This window comes from Tsuneonella sp. HG094 (assembly GCF_053819285.1).
Genome location: NZ_JBSORA010000001.1, coordinates 2,758,595 through 2,784,828, shown reverse-complemented (window position 1 = coordinate 2,784,828; position 26,234 = coordinate 2,758,595). Strand labels below are relative to the sequence as shown.

Genomic DNA, 26,234 nt, shown 5'->3' with positions numbered 1-26,234 from the left:
CCGGTCTGCACCCGTAGCTCAGCTGGATAGAGCGCTGCCCTCCGAAGGCAGAGGTCACAGGTTCGAATCCTGTCGGGTGCGCCAAGGGGGCGGTCTTCGGAAGAGGGCCGCCCCCTTGGCGTTGGGCCTGCCTTACAGGCCGAACCAGCGCGCGATGTGGTACGACGCGCAGATGTTCGCATCGAGGTTGTAGCCGGTCGCGGTGCCGCACTGCGTGGCGCCGGTTCCCGGGTCGACCGGCTGGCCATGGCCCATGCCGGTGATCGAGAAGGTTTCGACGACGCCGGTGCCGGAGCCGTTGCGATAGACCTTGTGCGGATAGCCGCCGACCGTGTCCGACGTGTCCGCCGTCTGGTCGACGCCGTGGGCGTTGGTCCACTGTTCCATCGTTTCGTTAAGGTTCGCGATGTTGACGGTCAGGTCGCCGGTGCCGTGCCAGACGGAGACCCGAGGCCAAGGGCCGGTCCAGTTGGTCGCGCCCCGCACGAGGTCGCCCCACTGGGCGGGGGTCTTGCCGACCGATCCCGCGTTGCACATCAGCGATGCGCCGACCGTCGTCGCGCACTTGAACGGCACGCCCGCGAGCGGCGCGCCTGCGGCGAACACCTCGGGATAGACGGCCAGCATCACGTTCGTCATCGCCGCACCCGAACTGAGCCCGGTCACGAAGACCCGGTTCGTGTCGATGGCGTGGTGCGCCACCGACCAGTCGATCCCTTGCTTGATCGAGAGCGGTTCGCCGCTGCCGCGCTGGTAGTCGCTCTTGACGAAGAAGTTCCAGCACTTGCTGCTGTTATTGGCCGATTGCTGCTGCGGGAAAAGCAGGGCGAAGCCCATCTGGTCGGCCCACTTCGTCCAGCCCGTTTCGCTGTCCATGTCGGCCGCCGACTGCGTGCAACCGTGAAGCACCACGACGAGCGGGCTGCCCGCAGTGAGGTTTGTCGGCACATATTCGAACATGCGAATGCTGCCCGGATTGGTGCCGAACGCGGTGACTTCCGTCAGGGTGCCCGCTGCCTGTGCAGGAATGCCGACCGACAGGATCGCGAGCGACACGAGGCCGGTCAGCGACTTCGGAAGCAGGTTCGTCATAACTGTGTCCTTCCCACTTTTGCGGCCGTTCAGCGGCCCCTTTGCTTGCTTGACCCGTCAGCGAACCGCACTGGCGCGTGCGCGTCCGAATTCCTCCCGCAGGCGCAGCTTGTCGATCTTGCCGGTGGCCGCGAGCGGAATGCTCGGCAGGCGAATCACGGCGTCGGGGACCCACCAGCCCGCGCATGCTCCCCGCACCCGCTCGAGAAGCGCGGCATCGGTCGGGTCGGCCCCTTCGACGAGCTCGACCAGCAGGATCGGCCGCTCGCCCCACTTGTCGTCCTCGCGGCCCACGACTGCCGCATTAGCGACATCGGGATGGGTGGCGACCGCCGCCTCGATCTGCGCGGGATTGATCCATTCGCCGCCCGATTTGATGAGGTCCTTCGACCGGCCGGTCAGCGTCAGGCTGCCGTCGGGATCGATCCGGGCGAGGTCGCCGGTGGCGAACCAGCCATCGCGGGTGGCGGGGGAAGTCTGGCCGAGGTAGCACTCGACGACCGAGGGGCCGCGCACCCACAGATGGCCTTCGGTCCCGCGTTGGTCGGCGAGCGGTGTGCCGTCGGCATCGGTGACCATGAGGTCGACGCCCACAGCCGGCTTGCCTGAGGTCGAGGAGTCGCGGGCACCGGCACCCGGCGGCGTCGCGGTTCCCAGCGGGGAGAGTTCGGTCATGCCCCAGGTCGTCTGCACCGCAATCCCGCGTGCCTCGATCCGCTCCATCAGCGCGCTCGGCATCGGGGCCCCACCGACCATGATCCGGCGCAGCGATGGCACCGCAAGATCGTTTGCATCGAGATAGTCGAACAGACCGAGCCAGACGGTCGGAACGCCGACCGCGACGGTCACGTCTTCCTGTTCGATGAGCGCGGCGAGGCTGGCACCATCGAGGTGGCGGCCCGGCAATACGAGCTTGCCGCCCACCGCCGGGATCGCAAACGGCAGACCCCACGCGTTCGCATGGAACATGGGAACCGCTACAAGCACTGAATCCGGCTCGCAGAAGCCGCCGACGGATGCCTGGAGCATCCGCAGAGTGTGGAGGTAATTGCCGCGGTGGGTGTAGGTAACGCCCTTGGGATCGCCGGTAGTGCCCGACGTGAAGCACAACCCGCACGGCGCGTTCTCGTCGAATTCGCCCCACCGGACGGCCCCACCGGGAATCGGGGCGAGCGAAGGGAGCGAATCGGAGACGCCGTCGATGACGAGCACCGCCGCGAGGTTGCCTGCCTTGTCGGCGATGGCGCTCGCCAGCCCCGCAAGGTCGGCACTCGCGACCAGCACTCGGGCACCCGATTGCGATACCATCGCGGCGGAGCTCTCCGCGGTCAGGCGCGGGTTGAGCGTGTGGCACACAGCGCCCATGCCCATCGCGGCGTACCACACCTCGATATGCGCCTGGCTGTTCCACGCCAGCGTCGCCACGGTATCTCCAGTTGCGACCCCGAGGTCGGCCAGGCGGGCGGAGATGCCCTGCGCCCGGGCGTGCACTTCGGCATAGCTTGCGCGGGTCGGAGCGCCGTCGTCCGCGGCGGTCACAATCTCGCCAAGGGGATGCCACTTGGCCGCATGGTCGAGGAACTTGTCGACCGTCAGCGAATAGGGCTGGAGGCTGCCCGGAACCAGCGGCACGGTCATCGGCAGGCCGCCGTTGCCGGGCTCATCGCAGGCGCCGCGACCCCGACGTTCCAGTTCCACTGCACCGTCCCCTGAGCGCGGCGGCGGCAGACCGTCTGTTCGTAGAGCGCGAAGCGATCGCCGAGGGGATCCGTGGCGATCCTCGGCACGTCCGCGAAGTGAATGAAGCGCTTGATCGCGCCGAATTGAGGCCAGTCCGGACTCTTCGGCGCAGTCGGGCGCGCGTCCTTCGCGAACGTCACCCAGTACGACATCATCGCGTCCGACAGAGCGCGTTCGTCGCCGGTGCGCGGGATGTGCGGCCAGGACGGTGCGGTTTCGTGGATGGTCCCGAACATGTAGGGGATTTCCGACGCGTGGAAGGCGTGGAGGCCCGCTTCGTCGGCGGCAGGGTAACCGTGGTCGAACAGGTACAGGTAGGCGGGCTCGCCGATGCGCGCCTGGGCTTCCGCCATGCGCTGCGCGGTCCAGCCGTAGAGCGCGTCGCGGGTGGCGGCGAGCATGCTGTGCTCGACGCTGGCCGAAGGATATGCTGCCAGGAACCGATCGGCATCGGGGCCATAGCTGGCGCGAATGGCCTTTTCGTATGCCACTCCGTCCGCCGGTGCAGGCGGCATCAGGCGACGCATCGAGCGTATCTCGCCCTGGTTGAACCCGGCAAGCAGCGGCACCGCCGCCTGCTCCGCCCGGTCGAATGTGTCGGTGACTTGTCGGGGAAGGACGACCCCGTCGACCGTCCCTTGCGGATAAAAACCGGCTGCCGGCGCCTTCGCGACAAGGTCGCCGGGCGTCATGGCGCGCAGGGCTGCGAGATCGAAGGCACCCACGGCCTTCTGCACCGCCGTTCCGATCGCTTCGGCGGGAGGGTGGCCGTTCAGCGGCCCGCGCAAGGCGGGAACCGAGACCATGTATGCGCTCTGGGCGATGGCCTTGTCGAACAGGCCGCGCGCCTTGGGCGACGCCATCAGGTACATCGCGCTGAGTGCGCCGGCGGATTCCCCGGCGATCGTCACATTGGCGGGATCGCCGCCGAATGCCGCGATGTTGCGCCGCACCCAGCGGAGCGCCGCCATCTGGTCGAGCAGGCCGTAGTTGCCCGAGATGCGATCGGGCGATTCGGCGCTGAGATCCGGGTGGGCGAGGAAGCCGAGCACGCCGAGGCGGTAGTTGATCGATACCACCACCGCGCCCTTTCGGGCGAGGTGCGCACCGTTGTACATGCCCAGGCGGCTCGAGCCGCTGACGAGCGCGCCGCCGTGGATCCAGACGATCACCGGCGCGTTGCGCTGCCCCTGCCGCGACCAGACGTTGAGCGAGAGGCAGTCTTCGCTCAGCGGGCCGGCGTCGTCGCGGTAGATGTCGGCGGCATCGGCCCGCGCGACCGGCTGGAAGCACGATGCACCGAACGCGGTTGCCGCCACTTCGCCCTGTGCATCGGCGGCCGCGACCGGCGGCTTCCAGCGAAGCGCACCGGTCGGGGCCTCGGCGTAGCGCATCCCGCGCCACACCCGCACGTCGCCGTCGGCGGTCCCGCGCAAGGAACCCGCGGGGGCCGCAGCGAGCGGCCCGGCCCCGGCGGGCGCTGGCGGAATGCTGGCGCATCCCCCCGTCGCCAGCGCCCCCGCGGCCAGCGTGATGAAGCCGAACCTGATCATCGACTGATCAGAATTCGTAGCCGACGCGAACTCCGAACGTCCGCGGGCGCAGGCGCGCATAGCGGCTGTCGAGGAATGCCTCGGGATGGACGTAGGTGATCGCCTTGCTGTCGAGCAGGTTCTCGACGTACCCGGTGATCTTCGCGTTGCCGACCGCCACGCCGGCGAGCAGGTTCACGACCTCGTACGACTCCGTATAGTCGAAGGTGGGGTTCACCCGCGTCGGATTGCCCGGAAGGTTCGGGAACAGGCCCGGGAAGCTGCCCACGTGCTGCACCGTCCCCGATACGAACGCATCGCTGTCCGCTCCGATCTGGAAGTCGTAGCGAGCGGTGGCCGATCCTTGGAACTTGGGACCGGACAGCTGGAGACCGTCCACCGCACCCGAGATGGCGGCTTCCGACGCGGTCAACTCGGTGATCTTGGCATCGTTGATCGATCCGTTGGCGATCAGGCTGAGGCCGCCGGCTGGCCGCAGGGCCATTTCGAACTCGATGCCCTTGCTCACCGCGGCGCCGATGTTGGTGGCGAACTGCAGCTGGTCCGACGTGCGGTTGACCTGCACCTGGATGTTCTGCCAGTCGATGTAATATGCGGCGAGGGCGGCGGTGAGCTTCCCGCCGAGCCAGCTGCCCTTCACGCCGACTTCGTAGTTCGTCAGGTCGTCCGAATCTGCGCCCGCCGGGATCACGATATCGTTCGGGTTGACGAGGCTGACACGGCCGGCGTTGGCGTTCACCACCGGGCTGCGGAAGCCGGTCGAGATCGTCGCATAGACCGTCGTGCTGTCGACCGGCTTGAACGAGACGCTCGCCTTGTAGGACAGTTGGCTGTCGGACAGCTTGCGCCCGGCAGCCGGAGCGATCGAGGTGACGGTCAGCGGCGTGTTGCTCAGTCCGAAAATCCCGGCAACGAGGTAGTTGCTGTTGTAGCCGCCGAACTCGGTGAAGCCTTGCGTCTGGTTGCCGGTGTAACGCGCGCCGCCAGTGACCCAGAACCGGTCAGAGAAGCGGTAGGTCAGCTCACCGAACCCGGCGAGTTCGCTCTGGTTGATGTGCACGCCGAACTGGTTGTAGACCTCGCTCGGCAGACCGGTGAGGCCGCGCGCCTGGAGGAATTCCGAACGCGAGCGGTAGTTGTAATCGACGTCGCGGCGCTTGTCGTAGAAGAACCCGCCGAGCAGCCAGTCGAAGTTGCCGCCGCCCTTCGAGGCAAGCCGCATTTCCTGCACGAAGACGTCGTCATAGGCATAAGCATCGAGCGCAAAGGGAAAGGCCTGCGCGAACGTGCCGGCCAGATCGACAACGAACAACTGGTCGAAGGTAGCGTACGTCGACGAACTCGTCAGATCGGCGAAATCGAGGTCGGCGTTGACCGTCAGGTTCGCGCTGGTGAGCTTGGCCCAGAAGCGGTCGGGCCGGTCGGACAGGCGCACAAAGTCGCCGCGCAGCGGATTGATGAGGCCGGAATCCTCGGGCTTGCTGTTCTCGTGGATCAGGGTCGCGCGGATCGACAGGCCATCGACCGGCGTCGCCATCAGGCTCGCGCGGCCGCCATAGGATTTGAGCGTGTTCGCGTTCTTGACGCCGGTGCCGATGTTGTCGACCCAGCCTTCCTCGTTGCGGTGGAAGCCGACACCGCGAAACGCGAGCTTGCCCTCGATCAGCGGTACGTTGATCATGCCGTTGTAGCGCTGGCGGAAGGCGTCGCCGTCGGTCAGGCCGAAATCGACCAGTGCCGCGGCCTCGAACCGGTCGGGGTTGGGCGCCTTGGTGATGATCCGCATCGCGCCCGCGAGCGAGTTGGCGCCGAACAGGGTGCCCTGCGGGCCACGAAGGAACTCTACTCGCTCGACATCGAACAGGGTGGGATCGAGGATGGTGGAGTTGCCGTTCGCCGAGATCGGCAGTTCGTCGATGTAGATCGCGACGTTGCTGGCAAGGTTCGCGCCGTAGCCGTTGGTAGCGATGCCGCGTGCGGTGAAGTTGTTGAAGTTGGCGGTGGGCTTGTTCATGACCACGCCCGGCGTCTCGCGCGCCAGATCCTCGTACCCGACCTGACCCTTTTCACTCATCGCTTCCTGCTGGAACGCGGTGACCGACAGCGGAACGTCCTGCAGCAATTCCTCGCGGCGGGTCGCGGTGACGACGATCGCAGGGTTGGTGCCTTCTTCGGCGGCGGGACCCTGATCGGCCGTCGCCGACTGGGCATAGGCCGGTGCACCGGACAGGAATGCGGCAATCGCGGCGGACGCGAGCAATTGGCTCTTCATTTGGTCTCTCCCAGATTCGCGACGGTTCTCGGCCGCCTCACGTCACGCTTTAAACGCGCGAAATCGGCAATTGTCAACATTCACTCTCACGTGTGAGAGTATTATTTCTGCGGCTATGCCGACGCCCGTTCGTGGCGCCCGATAGCCCGCGCCAGCAGCACGAACAGGACGATCGCGACCGCGTAGAACGGCGCGAGCGTGTAGAGGGCGAGTTGGAGCGAGTTGCCGGTCGAACCGCGCGCCGCGAACCAGTCGCTCGCAGCGCCGACCCATGTGGGGCCAAGGCCGAGTCCGATGAAATTCATCACCAGCAGCAGCAGGGCTCCGGCCAGCACGCGCTGGTTGGGCGCGACCTCCTCCTGCACCAGCGTGACCGAGCACGACAGGTAGAAGTAGTTGAAGAACATGACGATGGTCAGCAGTGCGAGCGCCAGCTGCCAGCCGGGTGCCCAGACGAAGCCGAGATAGAACGGCGCGGCGATGGCGAGCGATGCCGCGGGCGCGGTCGCGAACGACATGCGCGATTTCTGGCTCAATCGGTCGATGAGCTTGCCCGATGCGATCATGCCGCCGCCCATGCCGATAATGATCACGAGCGCATACCAGATCGCGATCTCGGGCAGGGTCATGCCCTTTTCCCGCATCAGGAAGAGCACCGCGAAATTGCCGAGGCCATAGGTGACGAACTGCGTCGCGCCGCTGCCGAGCGCCGCGAGAAGGAGGATCGGGTTCGAGAAGAACGCTTTCACGGTGCCCCAGAACGGGGCGGACGCATCCGCATCTTGGGTCGCTGCGCCGTCGGTCGCGCCGCGCTTCGGTTCGGGGACGAGGAAGGGGAGCGCGATGGCCGTGACGATGCCGACGATGCCGATGGCGACGAACGCGTCGCGCCAGTTGAACACGGCGGCGATCGTCGCGCCGAGCGCGATGCCCAGCGCAGCCCCGATCGGCGGACCGAGGTTGAAGATGCCGAACGCAAACCCGCGCCTGCCGGGCGGGTAGGTGTCGGTGATCAGGGCATAGGACGGGGGAACTCCGCCCGCCTCGCCAAAACCGACCGCCATGCGAGCGACGACCAATTGCGGGAACGTGCGCGCAAGGCCGCATGCTATAGTGGCCGCACTCCAGATACCGCACGCGATCGACAGCACGCCCACGCGGCTGGTCCGATCGGCCAGCCAGCCCACCGGGATGGCGATGAAGCAGTAGAACATCGCGAAGTAGAGCCCGCCGATCAGGCCCAGCTGGCCATCGGTGACCTGCAGTTCGTCCTGGATCGGCTTGGCGAGAATCCCGAGCAGTTGCCGGTCGAGGAAGTTGAGCACGTAGACGAAAGTGAGCGCCGCGAGCACGACCCCCGGTCGGCCCGGCCTTTTCGTCGCCGCAGCGCCGATCGGCGCGCCTTCATCGAGGCTGGTTGGCCGCACGGTCTCTCTCCCAGGTTTGTTTTATGGCCTGCGTTTGACAATGCTTTCAGCAGGCTGTCAATATACGCTCACACGCGTGTGAATGTTTTTCCCGAGGGCGTTCTTGACGGGGCACGGGTTTGGCGGGAGTGAGCGAGCCATGACTACTGGGGACAAGCCGGTCCGGCGCACACGCAAGGCTGAGCAGCGTGCCGAAACGCTCGAGCAGATCTACGACGCGGCGGAAGAACTGTTCGCGCAGCACGGGCTGCATGGCGTGACCCTGAAGGATGTCGCCAAGCAGGTCGGCGTCCATCACACCCTCCTGAACTACTATTTCGCCGACAAGAAGGCGCTGTTCGATGCTGTGTTCGCGCGCCGCGCGGTCGTGACCAGCGAACGGCGAATGCGGGCGCTCGACGAATACGAGGCCGCTGCGGGCGACGGAATCACGGTGGAAGGCGCACTGCACGCCTTTCTCGACACCGATCTCGACACCTACATCGCAGGCGGCAAGGGCTGGCAGAACTATGCCAAGTTGGGCGCGCAGGTATCGAATACACCGGAATGGGGTGCGGAGCTGATGGACCAGCACTTCGATCCCGTGGTCCTCCGGCTGATAGGCTTGCTGCAGAAGGCGCTGCCCGGCGCTGCCGAGGAAGACCTGCTCTGGGGCTATCACTTCACCACCGGCGCGTTGATGCTCACGCTCGCCCGGACCGGACGCATCGACAAGCTGTCCCACGGTCTCTGCCGCTCCGACGACTTCACCGCGATCAAGGCGCGCATGGCCGATTTCATGGCCGCCGGTATTCGCAAGATCTGCGAAAAGTAGCGCGTCCTCAGGTCGAAACGAGCGTCGCTCTCTCGGCGCTGGCAACTTCGCGCTCGGCCTGCATGAACCCATAGGACGGCACGATCTCGCCGTTACGCGCCGTGATCGCGGGCCACCGGGCGGCAACACGCCCGGCCGCGTCGTCGCTTCGCCCAACGTAGGCGCCCTCGGTCAGGGTCACGTGCGCTGTCGCGAAGTGGCCGGCGCCGGCGCACAGTATCGTCCGGGTCGGTGCGTCCGCTTCGACCAGCCGCACGAGCCCCGGGCTGACGAACGCCGGGTCGAGCTGCGCCAGCGCCTCGGCAGACAGCACATCGCCCGTCATCGCGGTCGCCGCCGTCGGTGCGAGGCAGTTGACCCGGATGCCGTACTTTTCGCCCTCGATCGCGAGCGTCTGCATCAGGCCGACGAGCGCCATCTTGGCCGCACCGTAATTCGCCTGCCCGAAGTTACCGTAAAGGCCCGACGACGACGTGGTCATCACGATGCGGCCATAGCCTTGGGCGCGCATGGTATCCCACACCGCCTTCGTGCAGATCGCGGCCCCCATGAGGTGGACGTCCACCACCAGCCGGAAGTCGGCGAGGTCCATCTTCGCGAAGCTCTTGTCACGGAGGATTCCGGCGTTGTTGACCAGGATGTCGACCGAGCCCCAGCGGTCGATGACGGCCTCGACCATGCGCCCGATAGCCGCCTCGTCGGTGACGGACGCCGCGAAGGCGAAGGCCTCGCCGCCGTCGTCGGCGATCTCCAGCGCGACTGCACTGCAGGCTTGTTCGGCGAGATCGACCACCACCACCTTCGCCCCTTGGCGGGCCAGTTCAAGGGCGTGACAGCGGCCCAGGCCTCCGCCAGCTCCGGTCACGATCGCCACCCGCCCAACCAGCCGCTGATCCTGCATACACGCCTCTCTCAAGTTTTGTTCACTATTGAGAGAGTGAGTAGAATTGAGAGGGCTTTTGCGCAACCCCGTTTTAGGCTCCGTAAAGAAGGCGCCGCAACCGGGCTCAGAAGAGGGCCTTCAGGTCCTTCTTGAGGATCTTGCCGTTGGCGTTGCGCGGTAGGGTATCGGCCGAAAACACGATTTGAACCGGCACCTTGAAGCGCGCGAGCCGCTCGGCAACCCAGCCGCGCAATTCGTCCTCGCTGGCCGTGGTGCCCGGCGCCAGGTGGACGACCGCGCCCGGCTCCTCGCCCAGGGTTGGATGCGGCAGCGCGACCAGCGCGGCGTCGGTGACGGCGGGGTGCTCGTAGAGGACGTTCTCGACCTCGATCGAGTAGATGTTCTCGCCGCCCCGGATGATGATGTCCTTGGCTCGGTCGACGATGTAGCAGAAGCCCTCGTCGTCGAGCCGGGCGAGGTCGCCGGTGCGGACCCAGCCGTCGATGAAGGTCTCGGCGGTGGCCTCGGGCCGATTCCAGTAGCCTTTCACCACCTGCGGCCCCCTCGCCCACAGCTCGCCCACGGCGGCGGCGGGCAGGTCTTCCATCGTTTCCGGGTCGACGATCCGCAAGTCCGACACCGCGACCGGAGGGCCGCAGCTGTCGGGCCGGTTGAGGTAGTCCTCCGACGAGTGGCTGGTCACCGTGGCCATCGTTTCGGTCATCCCCCAGCCGTTTCCGGGCAGCGCACCGAAGACCTCGCGGATCTTGCGCACGAGTTCGGGCGCGCTCGGTGCGCCGCCATAGGCAATCGCTTCCAGGCTGGAGAGGTCGTACTTCTCGCGAGCGGGATGCTCGATCAGTTGCCACGCGATGGTAGGCACCCCGCCGGTCGCGGTCACCCGTTCGCGCTCGATGAGCCGGAACGCCTCGACCACATCCCACTTGCGCATGAAGACGAGTTTGCTGCCCGATGCGATGGCGCCCATCAGCGTGGCCGAACACGCGGTCACGTGGAACAGCGGGATGACCGTCAGCCCCGTGCGCGGCACCGGTTCGGGCACCGGATCTCCCCGGCGCAGCGCCGCACAGGCGGCCGAGTAACCGCTCGATAGGATATTGGTGACGAGATTGCGGTGCGTACCGAGCGCGCCCTTGGGACGGCCGGTGGTGCCGCTGGTGTAGAAGATCGTCGCGTCGTCGTCCGGCTCGATCTCGGCAGGGGGCAAGTCGGTGTCGGGCAGGTCGCCGTAGCCATCGGGCGACCCGATGACGCTCTCGAGCGCGATGGCGGCGTCGAGCGGCGCGGTCGCCCGGGCGACAAGGACCGCTTCGACGTTGGGGAACTCGGCCCGGTTGCCAGCAAGCGCGAGCCACCGCTCGTGATCGCAGATGAGGATGCGGCTGCCCGAATCGGCAAGACCGAAGGCGAGTTCACCCGGCGTCCACCACGCATTGAGCGGGACGCAAATCGCCCCCAGCGTCGTCGCCGCGAAAAACGCCACCGGCCATTCGGGCAGGTTGCGCATCGCCAGCGCCACCCGGTCGCCCTTGCCAATCCCGCGCGCGCGCAGGTCGGCAGCCAGCGCCGCGACCGCCCGGTGCCAGCCGTCGAATGTCACCCGGTCGCTTTCGTAAACGAGAAACTCCGCCGCCCCGTGCGACCGGCCGAGCGCCGCCAGCACGCGCAGGTTCCTCGGCGCATTCGCCCATACGCGCGTCGGGACGCCGCGAATGGTCACGGTGTCCATGGCGAGTCGCTCGCCCGGCGCGGTCAGGATAGCGCGGCATTCGTCGAGGCTGCGCGCGGGCCAGCTTGCGGGAGCCGTCCACCAGCCGGGTTCAGCTGCGTCTGACATTGTCCACCTTCCCGGCCATCCTCTCTCGCTCCTTCGACGCGCGCCCTCGTTCTTGCTCGAAGGTCACTCAGTTTGGAACAAAGGGTATGGCAGTGCGTCATCGCCTGCACAACGGTCTCGCGAGTTTTTCCAAACGTATGGTATGGAGTAATCGGACCATCTGTCGCACCGGGTTCGGCGCACCGAAGAGCAATCCATCCGCGCATTAGCAATTTGGCAAGCGGCAGCGGTTAACGAAGGTGTCACGATGAGCGCGACTCCGACCGATTTTGCCACGCAGACCGCCAGCCGCAGCCAGCGCAGCGCGAATGCGATGAGCGTGCAATGGGCTGCCTTGCAGGATGCCGCGGGTGCGGTCGCCATGCTGGCGGGGCTGGCGGCGGAGAAGCCGAGCGTGCGCATCCGCGACTTTCCCGCACTGATCAAGGACGCGGGTGGCTGGCGGCTCGACCTGGCGACGACCGGGGTGGCCGATCTGGCCGCGATGATGACCCCGGGGCTCAAGGCATTGCTGGCGGTCTCCGCGCGCGGGCAGGACCCGACCGCGGCCGCGCTGACGCTCTGGCGCGAATACCACCATGCGCGCGCCGCGCTGCTCGAGCTGGTGCCGGAGCAAGGCGCCATGGGACCGCTGCGCAAGGCGTGATTCTCGTGCTGCGGCGCTTGACCCGGTTCTGCTTTCGTTCCAGTTTCCGGGCCATGCCCGATTCACCCGCGATCGCCCTTGCCACCGAACGTCACGATGCCATCGCCGTGTGCCGCGGGATCACCCGGCTGTTCGCGCGCAACGACATCTGGTGCCTGCCCGAGATGCCACTGAGGAACGGTCGCCGTGCCGATCTCATGGGCGTCGATCCCAAGGGTCGAATCGTGATCGTGGAGGTCAAGGTGAGCCGCGCGGACCTGGTGGGCGACGGCAAGTGGCCCGACTACCTCGACTTCTGCGACCGGTTCTACTGGGGCGTGCCCCCGGGAATCGACCGCGCACTACTCGACGGGCTGGACTTCAAACCCGACTGCTGCGGGGTGATCGTGGCCGACGGCTACGACGCGGAGATCGTCCGCCCCGCGCCGAGCCACCCGCTCGCCCCTGCACGCCGCAAGGTCGAGACCGAGCGCCTGGCCCGCGCCGCGCTGCGCCGGATGGTCGTGGCGGGCGATCCCGACTGCGGAGCGTGGGGGCGCGTCACCGGCTGATTCGCCGAAAGTCCATGCGCCGGCCCCGCGGGCTTGCTATCGCGGCAAGCCATGGACGCAATCGTATTCTCCGCGCTGGCGATGACAGCGATCGTCGCGGTCCGCTACCTGCTGTCGAGCGGGGGCTTCGCGTGGGCCACGTCGCGCGTGCGGCCTGGGCTCTATAACGGCCTGACGCCGCAAATCCGGCGAGAGATCGGCTGGTCGCTCGCCTCGGCGGCGATCTACGGCATCCCGGCGGGCGTCGTCGCGTGGGCCTGGCAGGAGCGCGGCTGGACCCGCATCTACACGGGCTGGACGGACTTTCCGCTGTGGTACCTGCCGGCGAGCGTCCTCGTCTACCTCGCCGCGCACGATACCTGGTTCTACTGGACGCACCGGTGGATGCACCGCCCCACGCCGTTCAAGGTCGCGCACGCCGTGCACCACGCCAGCCGCCCGCCGACCGCGTGGGCGGCGATGAGCTTTCACCCGTGGGAAGCGATCACCGGCGCAGTGGTGATCCCCGCGCTCGTTTTCCTCATCCCGATTCACGCCGCGATGCTCGGGCTGGTGCTCACGATCATGACCGTGATGGGCGTCACCAACCACATGGGGTGGGAGATGTTTCCCCGCTGGCTCGTTCATTCGAAGTTGGGAGAGTGGCTGATAACCGCCAGCCACCATCAACGGCACCACGATCTCTATCGATGCAACTACGGACTCTATTTTCGCGTGTGGGACAGGCTGTGCGGCACCGACCGCGGGCTGGCACAACCGTGATCCGCGCGGGCGGCGTGATGGCGCTGGCGGCCGGCGCGCTGGCGCTCGGCGGGGCTGCGCCGACGCACGAGGTCGGCGTGAGCGTGAGCGGCCTGCGCTCGACGAAAGGCGTGGTGCGCGCCTGCATGACCGGCAACGCCGCGCGCTTTCCCAAGTGCGCGGGCGATCCCGCATCGTACCGGCTGGTCGTTCCCGCGAAGTCGGCGGGCAGGCTCGTATTCAAAGGCGTGACGCCAGGACGCTACGCCATCGCGCTGCTCCATGACGAGAACGACAACGGCAAGGCCGACCGCGCGCTCGGCATGATGCCCAAGGAAGGCTTCGGCTTCTCGCGCGATGCGCCGGTCCGAATGGCCCCGCCCAAGTACGCCGACGCGGTATTCGCGGTGGAGGACAGGGACCTGAGCCTCAGCATCAAGATGCGCTACATGCTCTGACGTCGCGGCGCCCCGCCCTCATGTAGCGAAGCGGTAGGGCGCCCGCCCTCGAGTAGCGAAGCGGTAGGGCACAAAAAGACTCCCGCCAGCACTTAACGGGATGTTTACCACGCTCCGGCACAACCGGCCCAATCGCATCAGGCGCGCGCGCTGCGCGTCGCGGACGGGGGTTAGCACGAGGCCATGGAAAACCTGCGAGGACTGCTCGGGGCAATCGACTACGGCGCGGAGGAGCCGGAATACGGTTTCGCCGACGAGGATGTCGGCCACGAACCGCCGCCGAGCCCGATCGGGCAGGACGAGCGCCGCATGCAGGTGCGCGCCTACAATCACTGGGCCAGCCTGCTGGTCGACCGCAGTATCCCCTCGATCGAGGACCTCGATCCGGTCTCGCTGCCCGACTTCGGGCCATATTCGGTGCTGCTCGACTTCTCCCATGGGATCGACGATCCGGCGGTGCGCTATCTCGGAACCATGCTGGCCGAAGAATGCGAGGTCCCTTCCAACATCCAGCGGCTGAGCGACGTCCCGGGGCGCTCGCTGCTGACCCGCATCACCGATCATTACATGCAGATCCTCGCCAACCAGGCGCCGATCGGGTTCGAGGCCGAATTCGTCAACCAGCGTGGCCGCACGATCATGTATCGCGGCATCCTGCTGCCCTATTCGAGCGACGACGACACGATCGACTTCATCTACGGCGTGATCAACTGGAAGGAAGTGGCCGACCAGCTGACCAGCGACGAGCTGCTCCTCGAAATCGATCAGGCGCTCGAGACGTCGGAAGCCAAGCCGCGCGCGCTCGATCCGGTCACCGACTGGGCCGATGGCCCCGGCAGCGTCGATGCCGAGCCGACCGTGTCACTGTCGGTATCCTATTCGCAGCCCGTCAGTGACGACCCGTTCCCGCTGCCCACGTTCGGCAACGACGACGACACGTCGGCCGAGGGCTTCGGCTACGACGAGGACGAGGACTACGAGGACGAGGACGAGGACGAGGAAGGCGCGAGCAGCCTCTACGAGGCGATCGAGGCGGTCGACGACGAGCCCGAGGGTCCGAGCCGCTTCGCTTCGCTGCTGACGCTGGGCGGCGGCAGCTCCGCCGGTTCCTTCGACGACGACGACGACGAGGATTACGGCGACGAGGACCCCGTCGCCAAGTGGCTCGCGCGCGCTCCGACCCCGCTCGAGCAATTGCCCGAGGACGAATTCGGCGAGCCCGCCGATCCGGTCGCTACAGTAACGGACTACGAACCGCTGACGTTGGAAGCGCCTGTATTCGACGCCGCAGAGCCGGTCGCCGAAGATGCAGACGAGCCTTTCGAACTGGTCGCACCGGTCGAAGATGCCATCGAGGATGCGCCCTTCGAATTGGAAGTGGCGTTCGGGGAGCCAGTCGCGGAGGACGCGCCGTTCGAGCTCGTCGACATGGTCGAGCAAGTCGCAGTCGAGTCCGAACCGTTTGAACTCGTCGAAGCGGTCGAGCCTGTGCTCGAACACACCGTCGCCGACATCGTGCCTCCCGCGCCGGTCGAGGCATTCGCTCCGAGCGGCGACGAAGGTCTTTACGATTGCCTCGCCGAAGCGCGCGAACTCGCGCTCGCCGCGAGCAGCTGCGAGGACCGCAGTCGTACCGCGCTCTATGCCGCGGTCGGCCGGGCCTACGACTTCAGCCTTGCCGCGCAGGCCGAGCCGGAAGAGTTCGCCGAGATCATGGAAGACAGCGGCCTGACGATGCAGGACCGCGCGCCGATGACGCCGGTGGTCAAGCTGGTCTTCGGTGCCGACTACGACAAGACGCGCCTGACCGAGTATGCCGCGGTGCTGACCCACGCGCACCGCGTGGGGATCGAGCGCGGCACGCTCGCCGACTTTCTCGGCAAGGCCGACGGCGGCCTCAAGGGCGTCGTCCAGGCCGAACGCGCGTTCCGCCGCGCCGACGATGGCGAGGTTCCGGCACGCGAAACCCCGCGCGAGGCGCTGGCCCGCAAGCTGCGCGCGATCGCTCCGCTGGGGTTCGAGGATATCGATGCCGAGGGCGAGGAATTCGCTCTCGTCATGATCCGCCGCGTCGGCGGCGAGGTCGTGGTCCTCGGCGAGATCGCCGATACCGCGCTGGTCGAGAAGGCGGCGAGGAAGCTCGTCGCCTGACAGGCGGTATCGCCGGAACTTAGGGCTTTGCCCGCGCCCGCCGCGCCGCTAGCGCGAGGCCAATGGCCCTGTTCGCTAGCGCGCCCGTCCGTATCCAGCCCTATTTCGGGTATCGCAGCGAAACGCGGCTGACGATCGTCGCCCGCGCCCTGCGTGCCCGCGATCCGGGGGACGCACCTTTCGCCAATCGCGGGCGGGTGCGGGCGATGCGCACCATGCTCGCGCAGTTCGGCTCGCGCGAGGTTCCCGGGCTGGCCGTGCGGCTGGAACTCAGGAACACTCTCGGCACCGCGATCGAACGTCACGCGGTTACCGATGCGGAAGGCTATGTCCACTTCGACGTGCCGCTCGAACCGGCATGGCCGCTGTCCGCCGCGCCGGCGTGGGAAGTCACCTGCTTTCACTGGCTCACTCCCGAGGGCCCGCAATGCATCGAGGGATATGTGCTGGCCCCCGGCACCGACACGCACCTCGCGGTGGTGTCCGACATCGACGACACGATCGTCGAGACCGGTATCACCGGCGGCGTGCGCTCGGTGGCGAAGAACTGGCGCCGCGTGCTCGCCGAACTGCCGGACGAGCGGATCGCCGTGCCGGGTGCGGACGTGTTTTACGGCGCCCTGGGCGGAGGCGCGGTGCTCGCGGCACCCGGCGGCGCGGGCACCCGGTACGAGGCGACCCACCGGCCGTTCTTCTACATCTCGTCGAGCCCATGGAACCTGTTCTCGTACCTCGTCGCCTTCCAGCAGAGCCGCAAGTTGCCGCTCGGCCCGTTGCTGCTGCGCGACTGGGGCCTCAACCGCGCGACCTTCGGCTCCGAAAGCCATGGCGGGCACAAGCGCGCCGCGCTCGACAAGCTGCTGGCCTTCTATCCCGAGATGCGGTTCGCGCTGATCGGAGACGACACGCAGGGCGATCTCGCTGCCTATGCCGATACCGTGCAGGCGCATCCCGGCCGCATCGCGGCGGTGTTCATCCGCACCGGGGCAGGGCCGCTTTCGCCCGAGGAGGTCGCCGGCAAGGCGATGATCGAGGCGGGCGGCGTCCCGCTGTGGCTGGGCGACGATTTCGCGACCGGGAGCGACTTCCTGCGCACGATCGGCATCTCGACCAGCGGCGAGACGGCGCAGATCGTCAAGACCGTGCAGAAGGAGGCGCCCAAGCCATGAAGCCGGGCCGCGCAAGGAGATGGGTGATGGGGATTGCACTCGTGCTCGGCCTGCTTGCGCTTGCCGGATTCGGCGTGTGGCGCTGGGCGGTGGCCCAGGGGTCGGCCGCGACGCTCGACTGGATCGACGCGCGGTTTTCGCGCGACGGTGCGGTCCGCCTCGCCGCGACCGGGCAATACGGGCCCGACGCCGCGCAGAAGGTGGAACTGTGGGTGCCGGTCGGCCAGGCCTTTGCCGAGCCTGCCCCGCCGCCGGGCCGGCAATCCGCGCAAATCGTCCATCCGCTCGTCGTCTTCGTCCACGGCGGCGGCTGGCACTCCGGAGCGCCCGAAGACTACCGCTTCGTCGCGCGGACCCTCGGCGAAGCAGGCTTTGCGACCGCGCTCGTCGGTTATCGCCTCGTGCCCGAGGGGCGCTTCCCGGCGATGCTGACCGATACCGCGGCGGGCGTGCGGTGGGTGCGCGATCATGCAATGGAGAATGGCGTGCGCGCGGACCCGATGGTCTTGGCGGGTCATTCGGCGGGGGCCTACAACGTGCTGATGCTGGGGCTCGATCCGCAGTGGCTCGCGCAGGCAGGGGTGCCGCAAAGCGCGATCGGCGGGATCGTCAGCCTGGCCGGGCCGGCCGATTTCTACCCTTTCACCAGCGATTCGGCCAAGAATGCGCTCGGCCACGTCGCCGACCCGCACAGGACCCAGCCGATCGAGTTCGCCCGCGCCGACGCGCCACCGATCCTGCTGCTCCACGGCACGGCCGACACCGTGGTGCGGGTGCGCAACGCGCGCAATCTCGCACGGGCGATTGGCGCTGCGGGCGGTACGGTCGAGCAGCGCGAATACGAAGGCATGGGCCATGCGGGCATCGTGATGGGCCTGTCGCGCCCCTTCACACAGGGCGGAATCGTGTCCGACCTGCTGGTCGACTTCGCCCGCAAGAGGACCGCGCCACCTTCAGTTCCGGTTCAGCGCGAAACCCGCTAGTGCGGCAGTCGATGCGTTTCCTCGCCCGTCTGCTTGCCATTGCGGCCGCTGCCTCGCTGGTCGCACAACCGGCGGCCGCGCAGTCGATCCTCCGCGATGCCGAGACCGAGGCGCTGCTCGACGACATGGCCGCCCCGCTGGTCGAGGCCGCGGGCCTCGCGCCCGGCAACGTCGACCTGGTGCTCGTCGGCGATTCCAGTATCAACGCCTTCGTTGCGGGCGGGCAGGCGGTCTACATCCACACCGGGCTGATCGAGGCCGCCACCTCCGCCGAAGAGGTGCAGGGGGTGATCGCGCACGAGCTGGGCCACGTCACCGGCGGGCATGTGATCAATTCCGCCGGCGCGACCGAGGCGGGGCGGATCTCGCTGCTGTCGCTGGTGCTCGCCGCCGCCGCCGCCGCCGCAGGCGCAGGCGATGCGGCGATGGGCGTGATGATGGCGGGCCAGCGTGCGGCGCTCGGCAAGTATCTCGCCTTCAGCCGGATGCAGGAAAGCTCGGCCGACGCGGCGGGCGCGGAGTATCTCTCCAAGGCGGGCATCTCGGGGCGAGGCAGCCTCGCCTTCTTCAAGAAGCTCCAGAGCCTCGAATTCCGGTACGGCCAGAATCCGTCGGACGAGGACCAGTTCGTATCCACCCACCCGCTGTCGGGTGAGCGGATCACGCGGCTGACCGAGGTCTACAAAGCCGACCCGGCGTGGGAAAAGCCGATCGACCCGGCGCTCGAAAAGCGATTCCAGCTCGCCAAGGCGAAGCTCGCCGGATACGTCAATGAACCGGCCAGGACGCTGCGCGATTATCCGGTAAGCGATACCGGCGAAGCGGCGCGCTATGCCCGCGCCTACGCCTTCCACAAGGAAGCGCTGATCGACAAGTCGCTCGCCGAAACCCGCGCGCTGATCGCGGCCGATCCGGACAATCCCTATTTCCGCGAGCTCGAGGGGCAGGTCCTGCTCGAATCGGGTCGTCCGGCCGAAGCGCTCGAACCGCTGCGCAAGGCGACCGCGCTGACGAACAATGCGCCGCTGATCGCAGCGCTGTTCGGCCACGCGCTGATCGCGACCGAGAACCCCGCCAACCATGCCGAGGCGGAAACCGTGCTCAAGGCGGCGGTCGCCCGCGATCGCTATAACCCGTTCGCCTGGTACCAGCTCGGCGTGATCTATGCCGAGAAGGGCGACATGCCGCGCGCGCGCCTTGCCAGCGCCGAGCAGCAATCGATGAACCGCCGCTATGGCGAGGCGCTGCGGAGCGCGCAGGCCGCCGTCGCGGGACTGCCGACCGGCTCGCCCGACTGGCTGCGCGCACAGGATATCGAGCTGGAGGCGCGCTCCGAGCTTGAACGCCAGAACAAGCGCAAGTAGCGCTGGCGCCATGAACCGGCTCGTCTCGCTCCTTCCCGTCGCGCTCGTGGCGCTCGTTTGCGGTTTCCTCGGCGCGTGGGCGTTCGCCCTGACCGGCTTCGGCAATGCGTCGACGAAGGACTGGCTGCTCGAGAACCCGGAAATTCTTCCGCAGGTCGCCGAAGCCTACCGCGCGAAGGAAATGAACCAGCGGCTCGCCGGTATCGAGAGCGAATTGACGCGGCCGTTCCCCGCTGCCGTGCTCGGCAATCCGCAGGGTACGGTCACGCTCGTCCAGTTCAGCGACTATGCCTGCGGGTATTGCCGCCAGAGCGTGCCCGACGTGAAGGCGCTGATCGCCGCCAATCCCGACCTTCGGGTCGTCGTGCGCGAATGGCCGATTTTCCAGGGCAGCGACGTGACCGCAGGACTGGCACTCGCGGCGGCGCAGCAGGGCAAATATGCCGCGTTCCACGATGCACTGTATGCCGGCGGTCCGCCGAGCGACGCCTCGATCAAGGCCGCGGCGCAGAAGGTCGGGCTGGACATGGCCGCCGCCCAGCAGTTCATGCAGAACCCCGCCGTCCGCTCGGAATTCCAGAACAACCAGCGGCTGGCGATGCAGCTCGGCTTCGAAGGCACCCCCGGCTGGGTGGTCGGCACCCAGGTCCTCTCCGGTGCCGTGGGCCGTGAACAACTTGCCGCGGCGATCGAGGAAGCTCGCAAGGCGACGTGATCGCGCGGTATCTCATCGCACTACTGGCCGTCGTCACCAGCACGACGTTTGGCGCACCGGCTCACGCGGATCCGGCCGGGGACCGCGCCGGCCTCGCGACGCTGCAGGCCGAGGACCTGCGCATGCAGTCGATCGGCTGGCGGCTCGCCACGGGCAACGCGCGGTTCTGCGATGCGAAGCCGGCAATCGGCCTGCTGCTGCAGGACATGGCGAACTACATCGCACCAGCGCGGATGCGCGCGGCGGCGGCCATCGCAGGCGACATCGCCGTGCAGGTGGTCGTGCCCGGATCGCCCGCGGCGCTCGCGGGCCTTGCCCCGAATGACGAGATCGTCGCGATCGACGGGCAGCAAATGGCGGCCCTGCCGAAAGTGAAAGCAGGCGACTGGCAGCGACTGACCGGACTACAGGATCGGGTCGACGACGCCCTTGTGCGTAATGGACAGGTCGCGCTCTCCTGGCGCGATAGCCAGGGCCGCATTCGCGAAGCGACCGTTGCGGGCGTGGCTGCGTGTCCGACCCGTTTCGAGCTCGGCTCGAGCGGTGGACGCGCGGTCGCCGACGGCGCGCGAGTGATCATCGGCCGCAAGTTTGCCGGAGTCGGCTATGCCGAGGACGAATTCGCAGCTGCGCTGTCCCATGAGTTCGCGCACAACCTGCTGAGCCACAAGCTGTGGCTGCGCAGCAAGGGCCGCAGCGTGAGGAACATCCGCACGACCGAGGGCGAGGCCGATCGGCTGATGCCTTGGCTCCTCGCCAACGCGGGCTACGCGCCCGAAGCCGCGGTCCGCTTCTTCCAGCGCTGGGGCCCGGGCGGCGACGGCTGGATCTTCCGCGCCCGCACGCACGACGGATGGGACGAGCGGGTCGATGCAGTGCGCGGCGAATTGCCGCACGTCGCGGCGCTCATGGCGCGGGATGGCGCGGCGGACTGGAAATCCAATTTCCGCCGCGACACCGCGAACTAGGCTGCGTCGGCGACTTTCGCGTAGAGCGAGGCGAGCGGACGGGCCATGACCCGGCGCACCATCGGTTCGAAGAATTCGAGGCTCTCGCTCTCGTAATCGGGATCGAACGCGGCCTGGTCGTACTTTTCGCAGAATTCGGCGCAGGCGTCGAAATGGGGCGAGCCGCGGAACTGGTCGCGGGCGTTGCGGTCCATTCCGAGGTAGTGGAAGTAGTAATAGCCCTGGAAATGCCCGTGATTCTCGCAGATCCAGTGCACTTCCTCGGTCACGAAAGGCTTGATGATCGAGGCGGCCACTTCGGGGTGATTGAACGTGCCCAGCGTGTCGCCGATGTCGTGCAGCAGCGCCATCACGACATAGGCCTCGTCCCGCCCGTCGCGATGGGCGCGGGTCGCGGTCTGCAGCGAGTGTTCGAGGCGGCAGATCGGGAAGCCCCCGAAGTCGCCTTCCAGCAGCTTGAGATGGGCGAGCACGCGGTCGGGCAGCCCCTTGGCGAAATCCATGTATTCGCCGCCGATGATCGCCCAGTCTTCCTGCGTGCCGTCCTTCATTGCGCGGAACTTCGCGCGCTCGGCGGCGCCGTGGAGGGTGTCTTCGGTCACGTCCATCGCATGCTCTCCTTGGTGCGAGTGCATAGCGCATGATGCCGCGCGACGCCAAAACTTGTCTGTTTCGCCGCCCGAACTACGTTAGGGAGCGGTGATGGCCATGCTGCCCTTCCGCCCCGCGCCGTTCTTCGACAACAAGAACGCCGCCTTCTGGAACCTGCAGTTCGCGGGCTGGGGCGGCGCGCTTGTCTGGCGCGCGCTTTCGACGGTGGCCAACGAGCAGCCGTGGGACCTGTTGCTGGTGGTGCTGGTCCAGATCATCACCGGCTTCGCGATCAGTCTCGTGCTGAGCGTGATCTACGGCAACCTGATCAAGCGCAGTCCGTTCGTGACGTGGTCGATGACCGCGCTCGTCCTCGTCGTCGCGGTGCTGCTGTTCGCGGGCATCGATTCGTGGCTGCAGGGCATCTATTACTCGAGCGCGCGCGAGACGACCTTCGTCCAGCGCACACTGGGCCTCGCGTTCCTCGACGGGACGCTGCTCGGCGCGTGGTCGGCGCTCTACTACGCGATCAATTTCTTCCTCCAGGTCGAGGAGCAGGCCGACCGGCTCGAGCGGCTGGAGGCGCAGGCGACCAGCGCGCAGCTGGCCATGCTGCGGTATCAGCTCAACCCGCACTTCCTGTTCAACACGCTGAATTCGATCTCCACGCTGGTGCTGCTCAAGCAGACCGAACCGGCGAACGCGATGCTCACGCGCCTGTCCGCCTTCCTGCGACATACCCTGGTGAGCGAGCCCGGGGCCAAGGTCACCGTGGCGCAGGAAGTCGAGACGCTGCAGCTCTACCTCGGTATCGAACGGATGCGGTTCGAGGAACGGCTGCGCACCGAATTCCGCGTCGATCCCGATGCCGCGCGCGCGGTGCTGCCTTCGATGCTGCTCCAGCCGCTAGTCGAGAATGCGATCAAATACGCCGTCAGCCCGCAGGAAGAAGGGGCCGATATCGCGCTTGTTGCACAACTCGTCGGACGCCGGCTGCGAGTGGCCGTGTCGGACACCGGTCCCGGCTTGCGCGAAGGGACCAGCCGCGCCAGCGGATCGAGCGCACTTGCGGGCATTGGCAGGACGGTGTCGACCGGCGTGGGCCTTGCCAATATCCGCGATCGTCTGGCCCAAGCCTATGGTGAGGATCACCGCTTCGAAATCCGCAACCCGCCCGAAGGCGGTTTCACCGTGATCATCGAGATCCCGTTCGAAACCGCCGAGAGCGAGGCGCCTGCGCCCGCCGTGAAGCCCGCCATTTCCGAAACCGTAACTGCCCCGCGGCTCGAGCCGCGTTCGATTGGAACCCCCGCATGACCATCCGCACCCTCATCGTCGATGACGAGAAGCTCGCTATCCAGGGCCTCCAGCTCCGCCTCGACAAGTTCGATGACGTCGAGGTGATCGGCACCTGCGCCAACGGGCGCGAGGCGATCCGTGCGATCAAGACCGAAAAACCCGACCTCGTCTTCCTCGACATCCAGATGCCCGGCTTCGACGGCTTCAGCGTGGTCAAGGGCGTGATGGAGATCGAACCGCCGCTGTTCGTCTTCGTGACGGCGTTCGAGGAACACGCGATCCGCGCGTTCGAGGCCAATGCCGTCAACTACCTGATGAAGCCAGTCGACGAGGACAAGCTGGCCGACACAGTCGAGCGCGTGCGCCAGCGCCTCGCCGACAAGCGCAGCGCCGAAGAGGCCGAAAAGCTCAAGACCGTGCTCAGCGAAGTCGCGCCCGATGCGGCCGACCAGTTCGCCGCCGACGACGCGGCCCCGGCCGAAAGCGCCGATCGCTACGAAAAGCTCATCAACATCAAGGATCGCGGCCAGATCTTCCGCGTCGAGATCGATTCGATCGAGCACATCGAGGCGGCGGGCGACTACATGGTCATCTCGACCGGCAACAACAGCCTTGTGCTGCGCGAGACGATGAAGGACCTCGAGCGCCGGCTCGACCCCCGCACCTTCCAGCGCGTCCATCGCTCCACCATCGTCAACCTCAACCAGGTCCGCCAGGTCAAGCCGCACACCAACGGCGAATGCTTCCTGGTGCTGGAGAGCGGGTCCGAGGTGAAGGTATCGCGCAGCTACCGCGACGTGGTCGCCCGCTTCGTGCATTGATGGCTGTCGCAAGTTCGGGCTGCACCGCGCATCCCGCAAGCGCGAACGCGCGTCGGCCGGTTAGGCCGGAAGCCAAGGGGCCGGACGGCCCCGCCGGCGCTTGAGGCGCAAACAAAAAACGGCCACACGCGCTGACATGGCTGCCTTCTCCATCCCCGGCTTCGACCTCGATCGTTTCGTCCGCGAGACCCTCGCGGAGGATCTCGGCGAGGGTCTGCCGGGCGGCGGCCATGACGTTACCAGCGAGAGTGTGATTCCGGCCGACGCGCGGTTTTCCGGAGTGATGGACAGCCGCGATGCGATCGTCGTCGCGGGGCTTCCGATTGCCGAAGCATTCTTCCGCGCGCTCGACCCGGACATGGCGATCGAACTACTGGTCGAGGAGGGCGCGGACGTTCAGCCCGGCACCGACCTGATGCGGCTGGAGGGCAACGCGCGCGCCATGCTGACTGCCGAGCGCAGCGCCCTGAACACCGTCCAGCACCTCTCGGGCGTCGCGACGCTGACCCGCGAATACGTGCGCGCGATGGACAACCCGGCCTGCACCCTGCTCGACACCCGCAAGACGATCCCGGGCCTGCGCCACCTCGAGAAATACGCCGTGCGCATGGGCGGCGCGGCGAACCACCGCATGGGCCTGTGGGACGCGGCGATGATCAAGGACAACCACGTCCTCGTCGCCGGTTCGGTGGGCGAAGCGGTACGCCGCGCGGTCGCGGCCGGTGTGCGCGAGATCATCTGCGAGGTCGACCGGATCGACCAGATCGAACCCGCGCTCGCCGCCGGGGCGACCCGCCTGCTGCTCGACAACATGGAACCCGCCGAGCTGGCCGAGGCCGTGCGACTTGTCGCCGGGCGCGTGCCGACCGAGGCGAGCGGCGGGATCAACCTGCAGACGATCAAGGCCAAGGCCGCGACCGGCGTGAACTACGTGTCGGTCGGCCGCCTCACCCAGAGCGCGCCTGCCGCCGACATCGGGCTGGATTTCACCCCGCTGTGAAGCGCCGCACGGGTCCGCGCCCCCCGGCTATCCGCTGGTTCGCGGGGCTGTTCGTCCTCGCCGCGATCCTGAGCCTCTTCGACGGCCTGTCGGGCCTTGATGCCCCGAACATGACCGATAGCATCCGCGACGCGACGATCATCGGGTCGAGCGCGCGGTTCACCATCGCACTGATGACGACCGGGCTGGTGTGGTTCTTCGCCCTGCGCCTCGCCCGCTGGATGGTGCCCGCGTTCCTGCTGACGAAGATCGCCGCAACGCTCGTTCTAGTCGTACGGGCGGGCTCGTTCGCTTTCGTATCGCCCCTGTGGCTGGCGGCGATGGCTCTCGGGGTGATCGCGGCCGCGATGCTCTTCGCGCCATCGGCCCGGCCGTGGTTCGCGAGGCCGGGACAGCGGATCGACGATGTCTTCGCCTAGGGTCCTCGTCGGAGCCGTGCTTGCCGTCACTCTGACCGGCACCGCTCACGCCCAGGCCTACCAGTGCCGCGTCCCGCAGAGGGTCCAGGTCCCGCAGGTTCGCCCCGACGGGCCGGTCCGCCGCGTGCCCGTCACCGGATACACGTTCGCGCTGAGCTGGGCGCCCGAGTTCTGCAAGGGCCGCGAGGGGCGCCGGGCCGATGCGGTGCAGTGCTCGGGCGACAACGGATCGTTCGGCCTCGTGGTGCACGGGTTGTGGCCGGACGGGCGTCGCGGGGGGCGCAGCGGCTGGCCGCAATGGTGCCCGACCGGTCGCGCGCCGTTGGCCACCGAAGTCCGCCGCAACCTCTGCATGATGCCGTCTGCGCGAATGCAGGCGAACGAGTGGGCCAAGCACGGCAGCTGCATGGTGCGGCGGCCCGAGACGTACTTCCGCGTCACCCGCATCCTGTGGGACAGCGTGACGCTGCCCGATCTCGACCGGCTGTCGAAGGAGGACGGCCTGACCGTCGGGATGCTCCGCGACCGCTGGCGGTTCGCCAATCCCGGCTGGCCGCGCGCGGCCATCGGCGTGAAGGTGAACGAGCGCGGTTGGCTGCAGGAACTGCGGCTCTGCTACGATCGCCGATTCCTGCCGGTCGCCTGCGACGCGGCGCGCTATGGTCCGAAGGACGGCGGGAAACTTCGCATCTGGCGCGGGTTGTAACGATACCCTCCCG

24 protein-coding genes and 1 tRNA gene are annotated in these 26,234 nt (G+C 67.5%); 17 read left to right on the top strand and 8 right to left on the bottom strand.

The annotated features are described in order from the left end of the window. Positions 1–7 precede the first annotated feature (7 nt). Positions 8–84: transfer RNA gene (locus ACWPMX_RS13860), tRNA-Arg, on the top strand. A 48-nt stretch (positions 85–132) separates the two neighbouring features. On the opposite strand, the gene ACWPMX_RS13855 is transcribed toward ACWPMX_RS13860, so the two are convergent. From ACWPMX_RS13855 to ACWPMX_RS13835, 5 genes are all read right to left on the bottom strand, one after another. Then, entirely contained in the window at positions 133–1,092 is a 960-nt protein-coding gene (locus ACWPMX_RS13855) for an extracellular catalytic domain type 1 short-chain-length polyhydroxyalkanoate depolymerase (RefSeq protein WP_455700579.1), read from the bottom strand. A gap of 57 nt (positions 1,093–1,149) precedes the next feature. Further along, positions 1,150–2,790 carry an AMP-binding protein gene (locus ACWPMX_RS13850; protein WP_455700578.1) on the bottom strand — a complete coding sequence of 547 codons (1,641 nt, stop codon included), beginning with the start codon at positions 2,788–2,790 and terminating at the stop codon, positions 1,150–1,152. Beyond that, complete coding sequence (locus tag ACWPMX_RS13845; protein ID WP_455700577.1) at positions 2,727–4,385, bottom strand: carboxylesterase/lipase family protein; 1,659 nt, start codon at positions 4,383–4,385, stop codon at positions 2,727–2,729. Before ACWPMX_RS13845 ends, ACWPMX_RS13850 begins: the two co-directional genes overlap by 64 nt. Before the next feature lie 7 nt (positions 4,386–4,392). Further along, positions 4,393–6,657 (bottom strand): TonB-dependent receptor, encoded by a 2,265-nt coding sequence (locus tag ACWPMX_RS13840; protein ID WP_455700576.1) that lies wholly within the window; start codon positions 6,655–6,657, stop codon positions 4,393–4,395. 113 nt (positions 6,658–6,770) lie between these two features. Continuing rightward, a complete protein-coding gene (locus ACWPMX_RS13835) occupies positions 6,771–8,084 on the bottom strand; it encodes a spinster family MFS transporter (protein WP_455700575.1) in 1,314 nt (437 codons plus the stop codon). Between the two features lie 139 nt (positions 8,085–8,223). Between ACWPMX_RS13835 and ACWPMX_RS13830 the strand changes: the two genes are divergently transcribed. Beyond that, the gene (locus ACWPMX_RS13830) at positions 8,224–8,898 is read left to right on the top strand and encodes a TetR/AcrR family transcriptional regulator (protein WP_455700574.1); all 675 of its coding nucleotides are present in this window, start codon (positions 8,224–8,226) and stop codon (positions 8,896–8,898) included. A gap of 7 nt (positions 8,899–8,905) precedes the next feature. On the opposite strand, the gene ACWPMX_RS13825 is transcribed toward ACWPMX_RS13830, so the two are convergent. Both ACWPMX_RS13825 and ACWPMX_RS13820 read right to left on the bottom strand, forming a co-directional pair. Beyond that, entirely contained in the window at positions 8,906–9,799 is an 894-nt protein-coding gene (locus tag ACWPMX_RS13825) for an SDR family NAD(P)-dependent oxidoreductase (protein ID WP_455700573.1), read from the bottom strand. Between the two features lie 106 nt (positions 9,800–9,905). Beyond that, positions 9,906–11,639, bottom strand: coding sequence for a class I adenylate-forming enzyme family protein (locus ACWPMX_RS13820; RefSeq protein WP_455700572.1), 1,734 nt, complete (start codon positions 11,637–11,639; stop codon positions 9,906–9,908). A gap of 247 nt (positions 11,640–11,886) precedes the next feature. Between ACWPMX_RS13820 and ACWPMX_RS13815 the strand changes: the two genes are divergently transcribed. The 10 genes from ACWPMX_RS13815 (at position 11,887) to ACWPMX_RS13770 (ending at position 21,385) form a co-directional block, all read left to right on the top strand. Further along, positions 11,887–12,285 carry a hypothetical protein gene (locus ACWPMX_RS13815; RefSeq protein WP_455700571.1) on the top strand — a complete coding sequence of 133 codons (399 nt, stop codon included), beginning with the start codon at positions 11,887–11,889 and terminating at the stop codon, positions 12,283–12,285. A gap of 53 nt (positions 12,286–12,338) precedes the next feature. Continuing rightward, positions 12,339–12,836 carry an MmcB family DNA repair protein gene (locus tag ACWPMX_RS13810; RefSeq protein WP_455700570.1) on the top strand — a complete coding sequence of 166 codons (498 nt, stop codon included), beginning with the start codon at positions 12,339–12,341 and terminating at the stop codon, positions 12,834–12,836. A gap of 51 nt (positions 12,837–12,887) precedes the next feature. Next, a complete protein-coding gene (locus ACWPMX_RS13805) occupies positions 12,888–13,598 on the top strand; it encodes a sterol desaturase family protein (protein WP_455700569.1) in 711 nt (236 codons plus the stop codon). Then, a complete protein-coding gene (locus tag ACWPMX_RS13800) occupies positions 13,595–14,035 on the top strand; it encodes a DUF2141 domain-containing protein (RefSeq protein WP_455700568.1) in 441 nt (146 codons plus the stop codon). The genes ACWPMX_RS13805 and ACWPMX_RS13800 overlap by 4 nt, the downstream gene beginning before the upstream one ends. Before the next feature lie 183 nt (positions 14,036–14,218). After that, positions 14,219–16,186: a PAS domain-containing protein gene (locus ACWPMX_RS13795; RefSeq protein WP_455700567.1), complete on the top strand. Its 1,968-nt coding sequence runs from the start codon at positions 14,219–14,221 to the stop codon at positions 16,184–16,186. 62 nt (positions 16,187–16,248) lie between these two features. Further along, complete coding sequence (locus ACWPMX_RS13790) at positions 16,249–17,355, top strand: phosphatase domain-containing protein (RefSeq protein ID WP_455700566.1); 1,107 nt, start codon at positions 16,249–16,251, stop codon at positions 17,353–17,355. A 26-nt stretch (positions 17,356–17,381) separates the two neighbouring features. Beyond that, positions 17,382–18,338 (top strand): alpha/beta hydrolase, encoded by a 957-nt coding sequence (locus ACWPMX_RS13785; protein WP_455700565.1) that lies wholly within the window; start codon positions 17,382–17,384, stop codon positions 18,336–18,338. A gap of 11 nt (positions 18,339–18,349) precedes the next feature. After that, on the top strand, positions 18,350–19,702 hold the full coding sequence (locus ACWPMX_RS13780) for a M48 family metalloprotease (protein ID WP_455700564.1): 1,353 nt from the start codon (positions 18,350–18,352) through the stop codon (positions 19,700–19,702). Positions 19,703–19,712: 10 nt separating this feature from the next. Beyond that, the gene (locus tag ACWPMX_RS13775) at positions 19,713–20,417 is read left to right on the top strand and encodes a DsbA family protein (RefSeq protein WP_455700563.1); all 705 of its coding nucleotides are present in this window, start codon (positions 19,713–19,715) and stop codon (positions 20,415–20,417) included. After that, the gene (locus ACWPMX_RS13770) at positions 20,414–21,385 is read left to right on the top strand and encodes a PDZ domain-containing protein (RefSeq protein WP_455700562.1); all 972 of its coding nucleotides are present in this window, start codon (positions 20,414–20,416) and stop codon (positions 21,383–21,385) included. The genes ACWPMX_RS13775 and ACWPMX_RS13770 overlap by 4 nt, the downstream gene beginning before the upstream one ends. Here the strand turns inward: ACWPMX_RS13770 and ACWPMX_RS13765 are convergent. Further along, positions 21,382–21,993, bottom strand: a complete 612-nt coding sequence (locus tag ACWPMX_RS13765; protein ID WP_455700561.1) for an HD domain-containing protein — start codon at positions 21,991–21,993, stop codon at positions 21,382–21,384. The two genes, ACWPMX_RS13770 and ACWPMX_RS13765, sit on opposite strands and share 4 nt — an antisense overlap. Positions 21,994–22,087: 94 nt before the next feature. On the opposite strand from ACWPMX_RS13765, the gene ACWPMX_RS13760 reads away from it, so the two are divergent. The 5 genes from ACWPMX_RS13760 to ACWPMX_RS13740 all read left to right on the top strand — a co-directional run bounded on the left by ACWPMX_RS13760 (position 22,088) and on the right by ACWPMX_RS13740 (position 26,221). Continuing rightward, positions 22,088–23,293, top strand: coding sequence for a sensor histidine kinase (locus ACWPMX_RS13760; protein WP_455700560.1), 1,206 nt, complete (start codon positions 22,088–22,090; stop codon positions 23,291–23,293). Next, positions 23,290–24,096 (top strand): LytR/AlgR family response regulator transcription factor, encoded by an 807-nt coding sequence (locus ACWPMX_RS13755; protein ID WP_455700559.1) that lies wholly within the window; start codon positions 23,290–23,292, stop codon positions 24,094–24,096. The genes ACWPMX_RS13760 and ACWPMX_RS13755 overlap by 4 nt, the downstream gene beginning before the upstream one ends. A gap of 136 nt (positions 24,097–24,232) precedes the next feature. Continuing rightward, positions 24,233–25,096: a carboxylating nicotinate-nucleotide diphosphorylase gene (gene nadC, locus ACWPMX_RS13750; RefSeq protein WP_455700558.1), complete on the top strand. Its 864-nt coding sequence runs from the start codon at positions 24,233–24,235 to the stop codon at positions 25,094–25,096. After that, complete coding sequence (locus ACWPMX_RS13745; protein ID WP_455700557.1) at positions 25,093–25,515, top strand: hypothetical protein; 423 nt, start codon at positions 25,093–25,095, stop codon at positions 25,513–25,515. The genes nadC and ACWPMX_RS13745 overlap by 4 nt, the downstream gene beginning before the upstream one ends. Further along, on the top strand, positions 25,502–26,221 hold the full coding sequence (locus ACWPMX_RS13740; protein WP_455700556.1) for a ribonuclease T2 family protein: 720 nt from the start codon (positions 25,502–25,504) through the stop codon (positions 26,219–26,221). Before ACWPMX_RS13745 ends, ACWPMX_RS13740 begins: the two co-directional genes overlap by 14 nt. Positions 26,222–26,234 lie beyond the last annotated feature (13 nt).

Bases quoted from the DNA above. Each gene is read 5' to 3' on its own strand.
- ACWPMX_RS13855 (WP_455700579.1), bottom strand. From the start codon at position 1,092: ATGACGAACCTGCTTCCGAAGTCGCTGACCGGCCTCGTGTCGCTCGCG.
- ACWPMX_RS13845 (WP_455700577.1), bottom strand. From the start codon at position 4,385: ATGATCAGGTTCGGCTTCATCACGCTGGCCGCGGGGGCGCTGGCGACG.
- ACWPMX_RS13840 (WP_455700576.1), bottom strand. From the start codon at position 6,657: ATGAAGAGCCAATTGCTCGCGTCCGCCGCGATTGCCGCATTCCTGTCC.
- ACWPMX_RS13830 (WP_455700574.1), top strand. From the start codon at position 8,224: ATGACTACTGGGGACAAGCCGGTCCGGCGCACACGCAAGGCTGAGCAG.
- ACWPMX_RS13825 (WP_455700573.1), bottom strand. From the start codon at position 9,799: ATGCAGGATCAGCGGCTGGTTGGGCGGGTGGCGATCGTGACCGGAGCT.
- ACWPMX_RS13820 (WP_455700572.1), bottom strand. From the start codon at position 11,639: ATGTCAGACGCAGCTGAACCCGGCTGGTGGACGGCTCCCGCAAGCTGG.
- ACWPMX_RS13815 (WP_455700571.1), top strand. From the start codon at position 11,887: ATGAGCGCGACTCCGACCGATTTTGCCACGCAGACCGCCAGCCGCAGC.
- ACWPMX_RS13810 (WP_455700570.1), top strand. From the start codon at position 12,339: ATGCCCGATTCACCCGCGATCGCCCTTGCCACCGAACGTCACGATGCC.
- ACWPMX_RS13805 (WP_455700569.1), top strand. From the start codon at position 12,888: ATGGACGCAATCGTATTCTCCGCGCTGGCGATGACAGCGATCGTCGCG.
- ACWPMX_RS13795 (WP_455700567.1), top strand. From the start codon at position 14,219: ATGGAAAACCTGCGAGGACTGCTCGGGGCAATCGACTACGGCGCGGAG.
- ACWPMX_RS13790 (WP_455700566.1), top strand. From the start codon at position 16,249: ATGGCCCTGTTCGCTAGCGCGCCCGTCCGTATCCAGCCCTATTTCGGG.
- ACWPMX_RS13785 (WP_455700565.1), top strand. From the start codon at position 17,382: ATGGGGATTGCACTCGTGCTCGGCCTGCTTGCGCTTGCCGGATTCGGC.
- ACWPMX_RS13780 (WP_455700564.1), top strand. From the start codon at position 18,350: ATGCGTTTCCTCGCCCGTCTGCTTGCCATTGCGGCCGCTGCCTCGCTG.
- ACWPMX_RS13775 (WP_455700563.1), top strand. From the start codon at position 19,713: ATGAACCGGCTCGTCTCGCTCCTTCCCGTCGCGCTCGTGGCGCTCGTT.
- ACWPMX_RS13765 (WP_455700561.1), bottom strand. From the start codon at position 21,993: ATGGACGTGACCGAAGACACCCTCCACGGCGCCGCCGAGCGCGCGAAG.
- ACWPMX_RS13760 (WP_455700560.1), top strand. From the start codon at position 22,088: ATGGCCATGCTGCCCTTCCGCCCCGCGCCGTTCTTCGACAACAAGAAC.
- ACWPMX_RS13755 (WP_455700559.1), top strand. From the start codon at position 23,290: ATGACCATCCGCACCCTCATCGTCGATGACGAGAAGCTCGCTATCCAG.
- nadC (WP_455700558.1), top strand. From the start codon at position 24,233: ATGGCTGCCTTCTCCATCCCCGGCTTCGACCTCGATCGTTTCGTCCGC.
- ACWPMX_RS13740 (WP_455700556.1), top strand. From the start codon at position 25,502: ATGTCTTCGCCTAGGGTCCTCGTCGGAGCCGTGCTTGCCGTCACTCTG.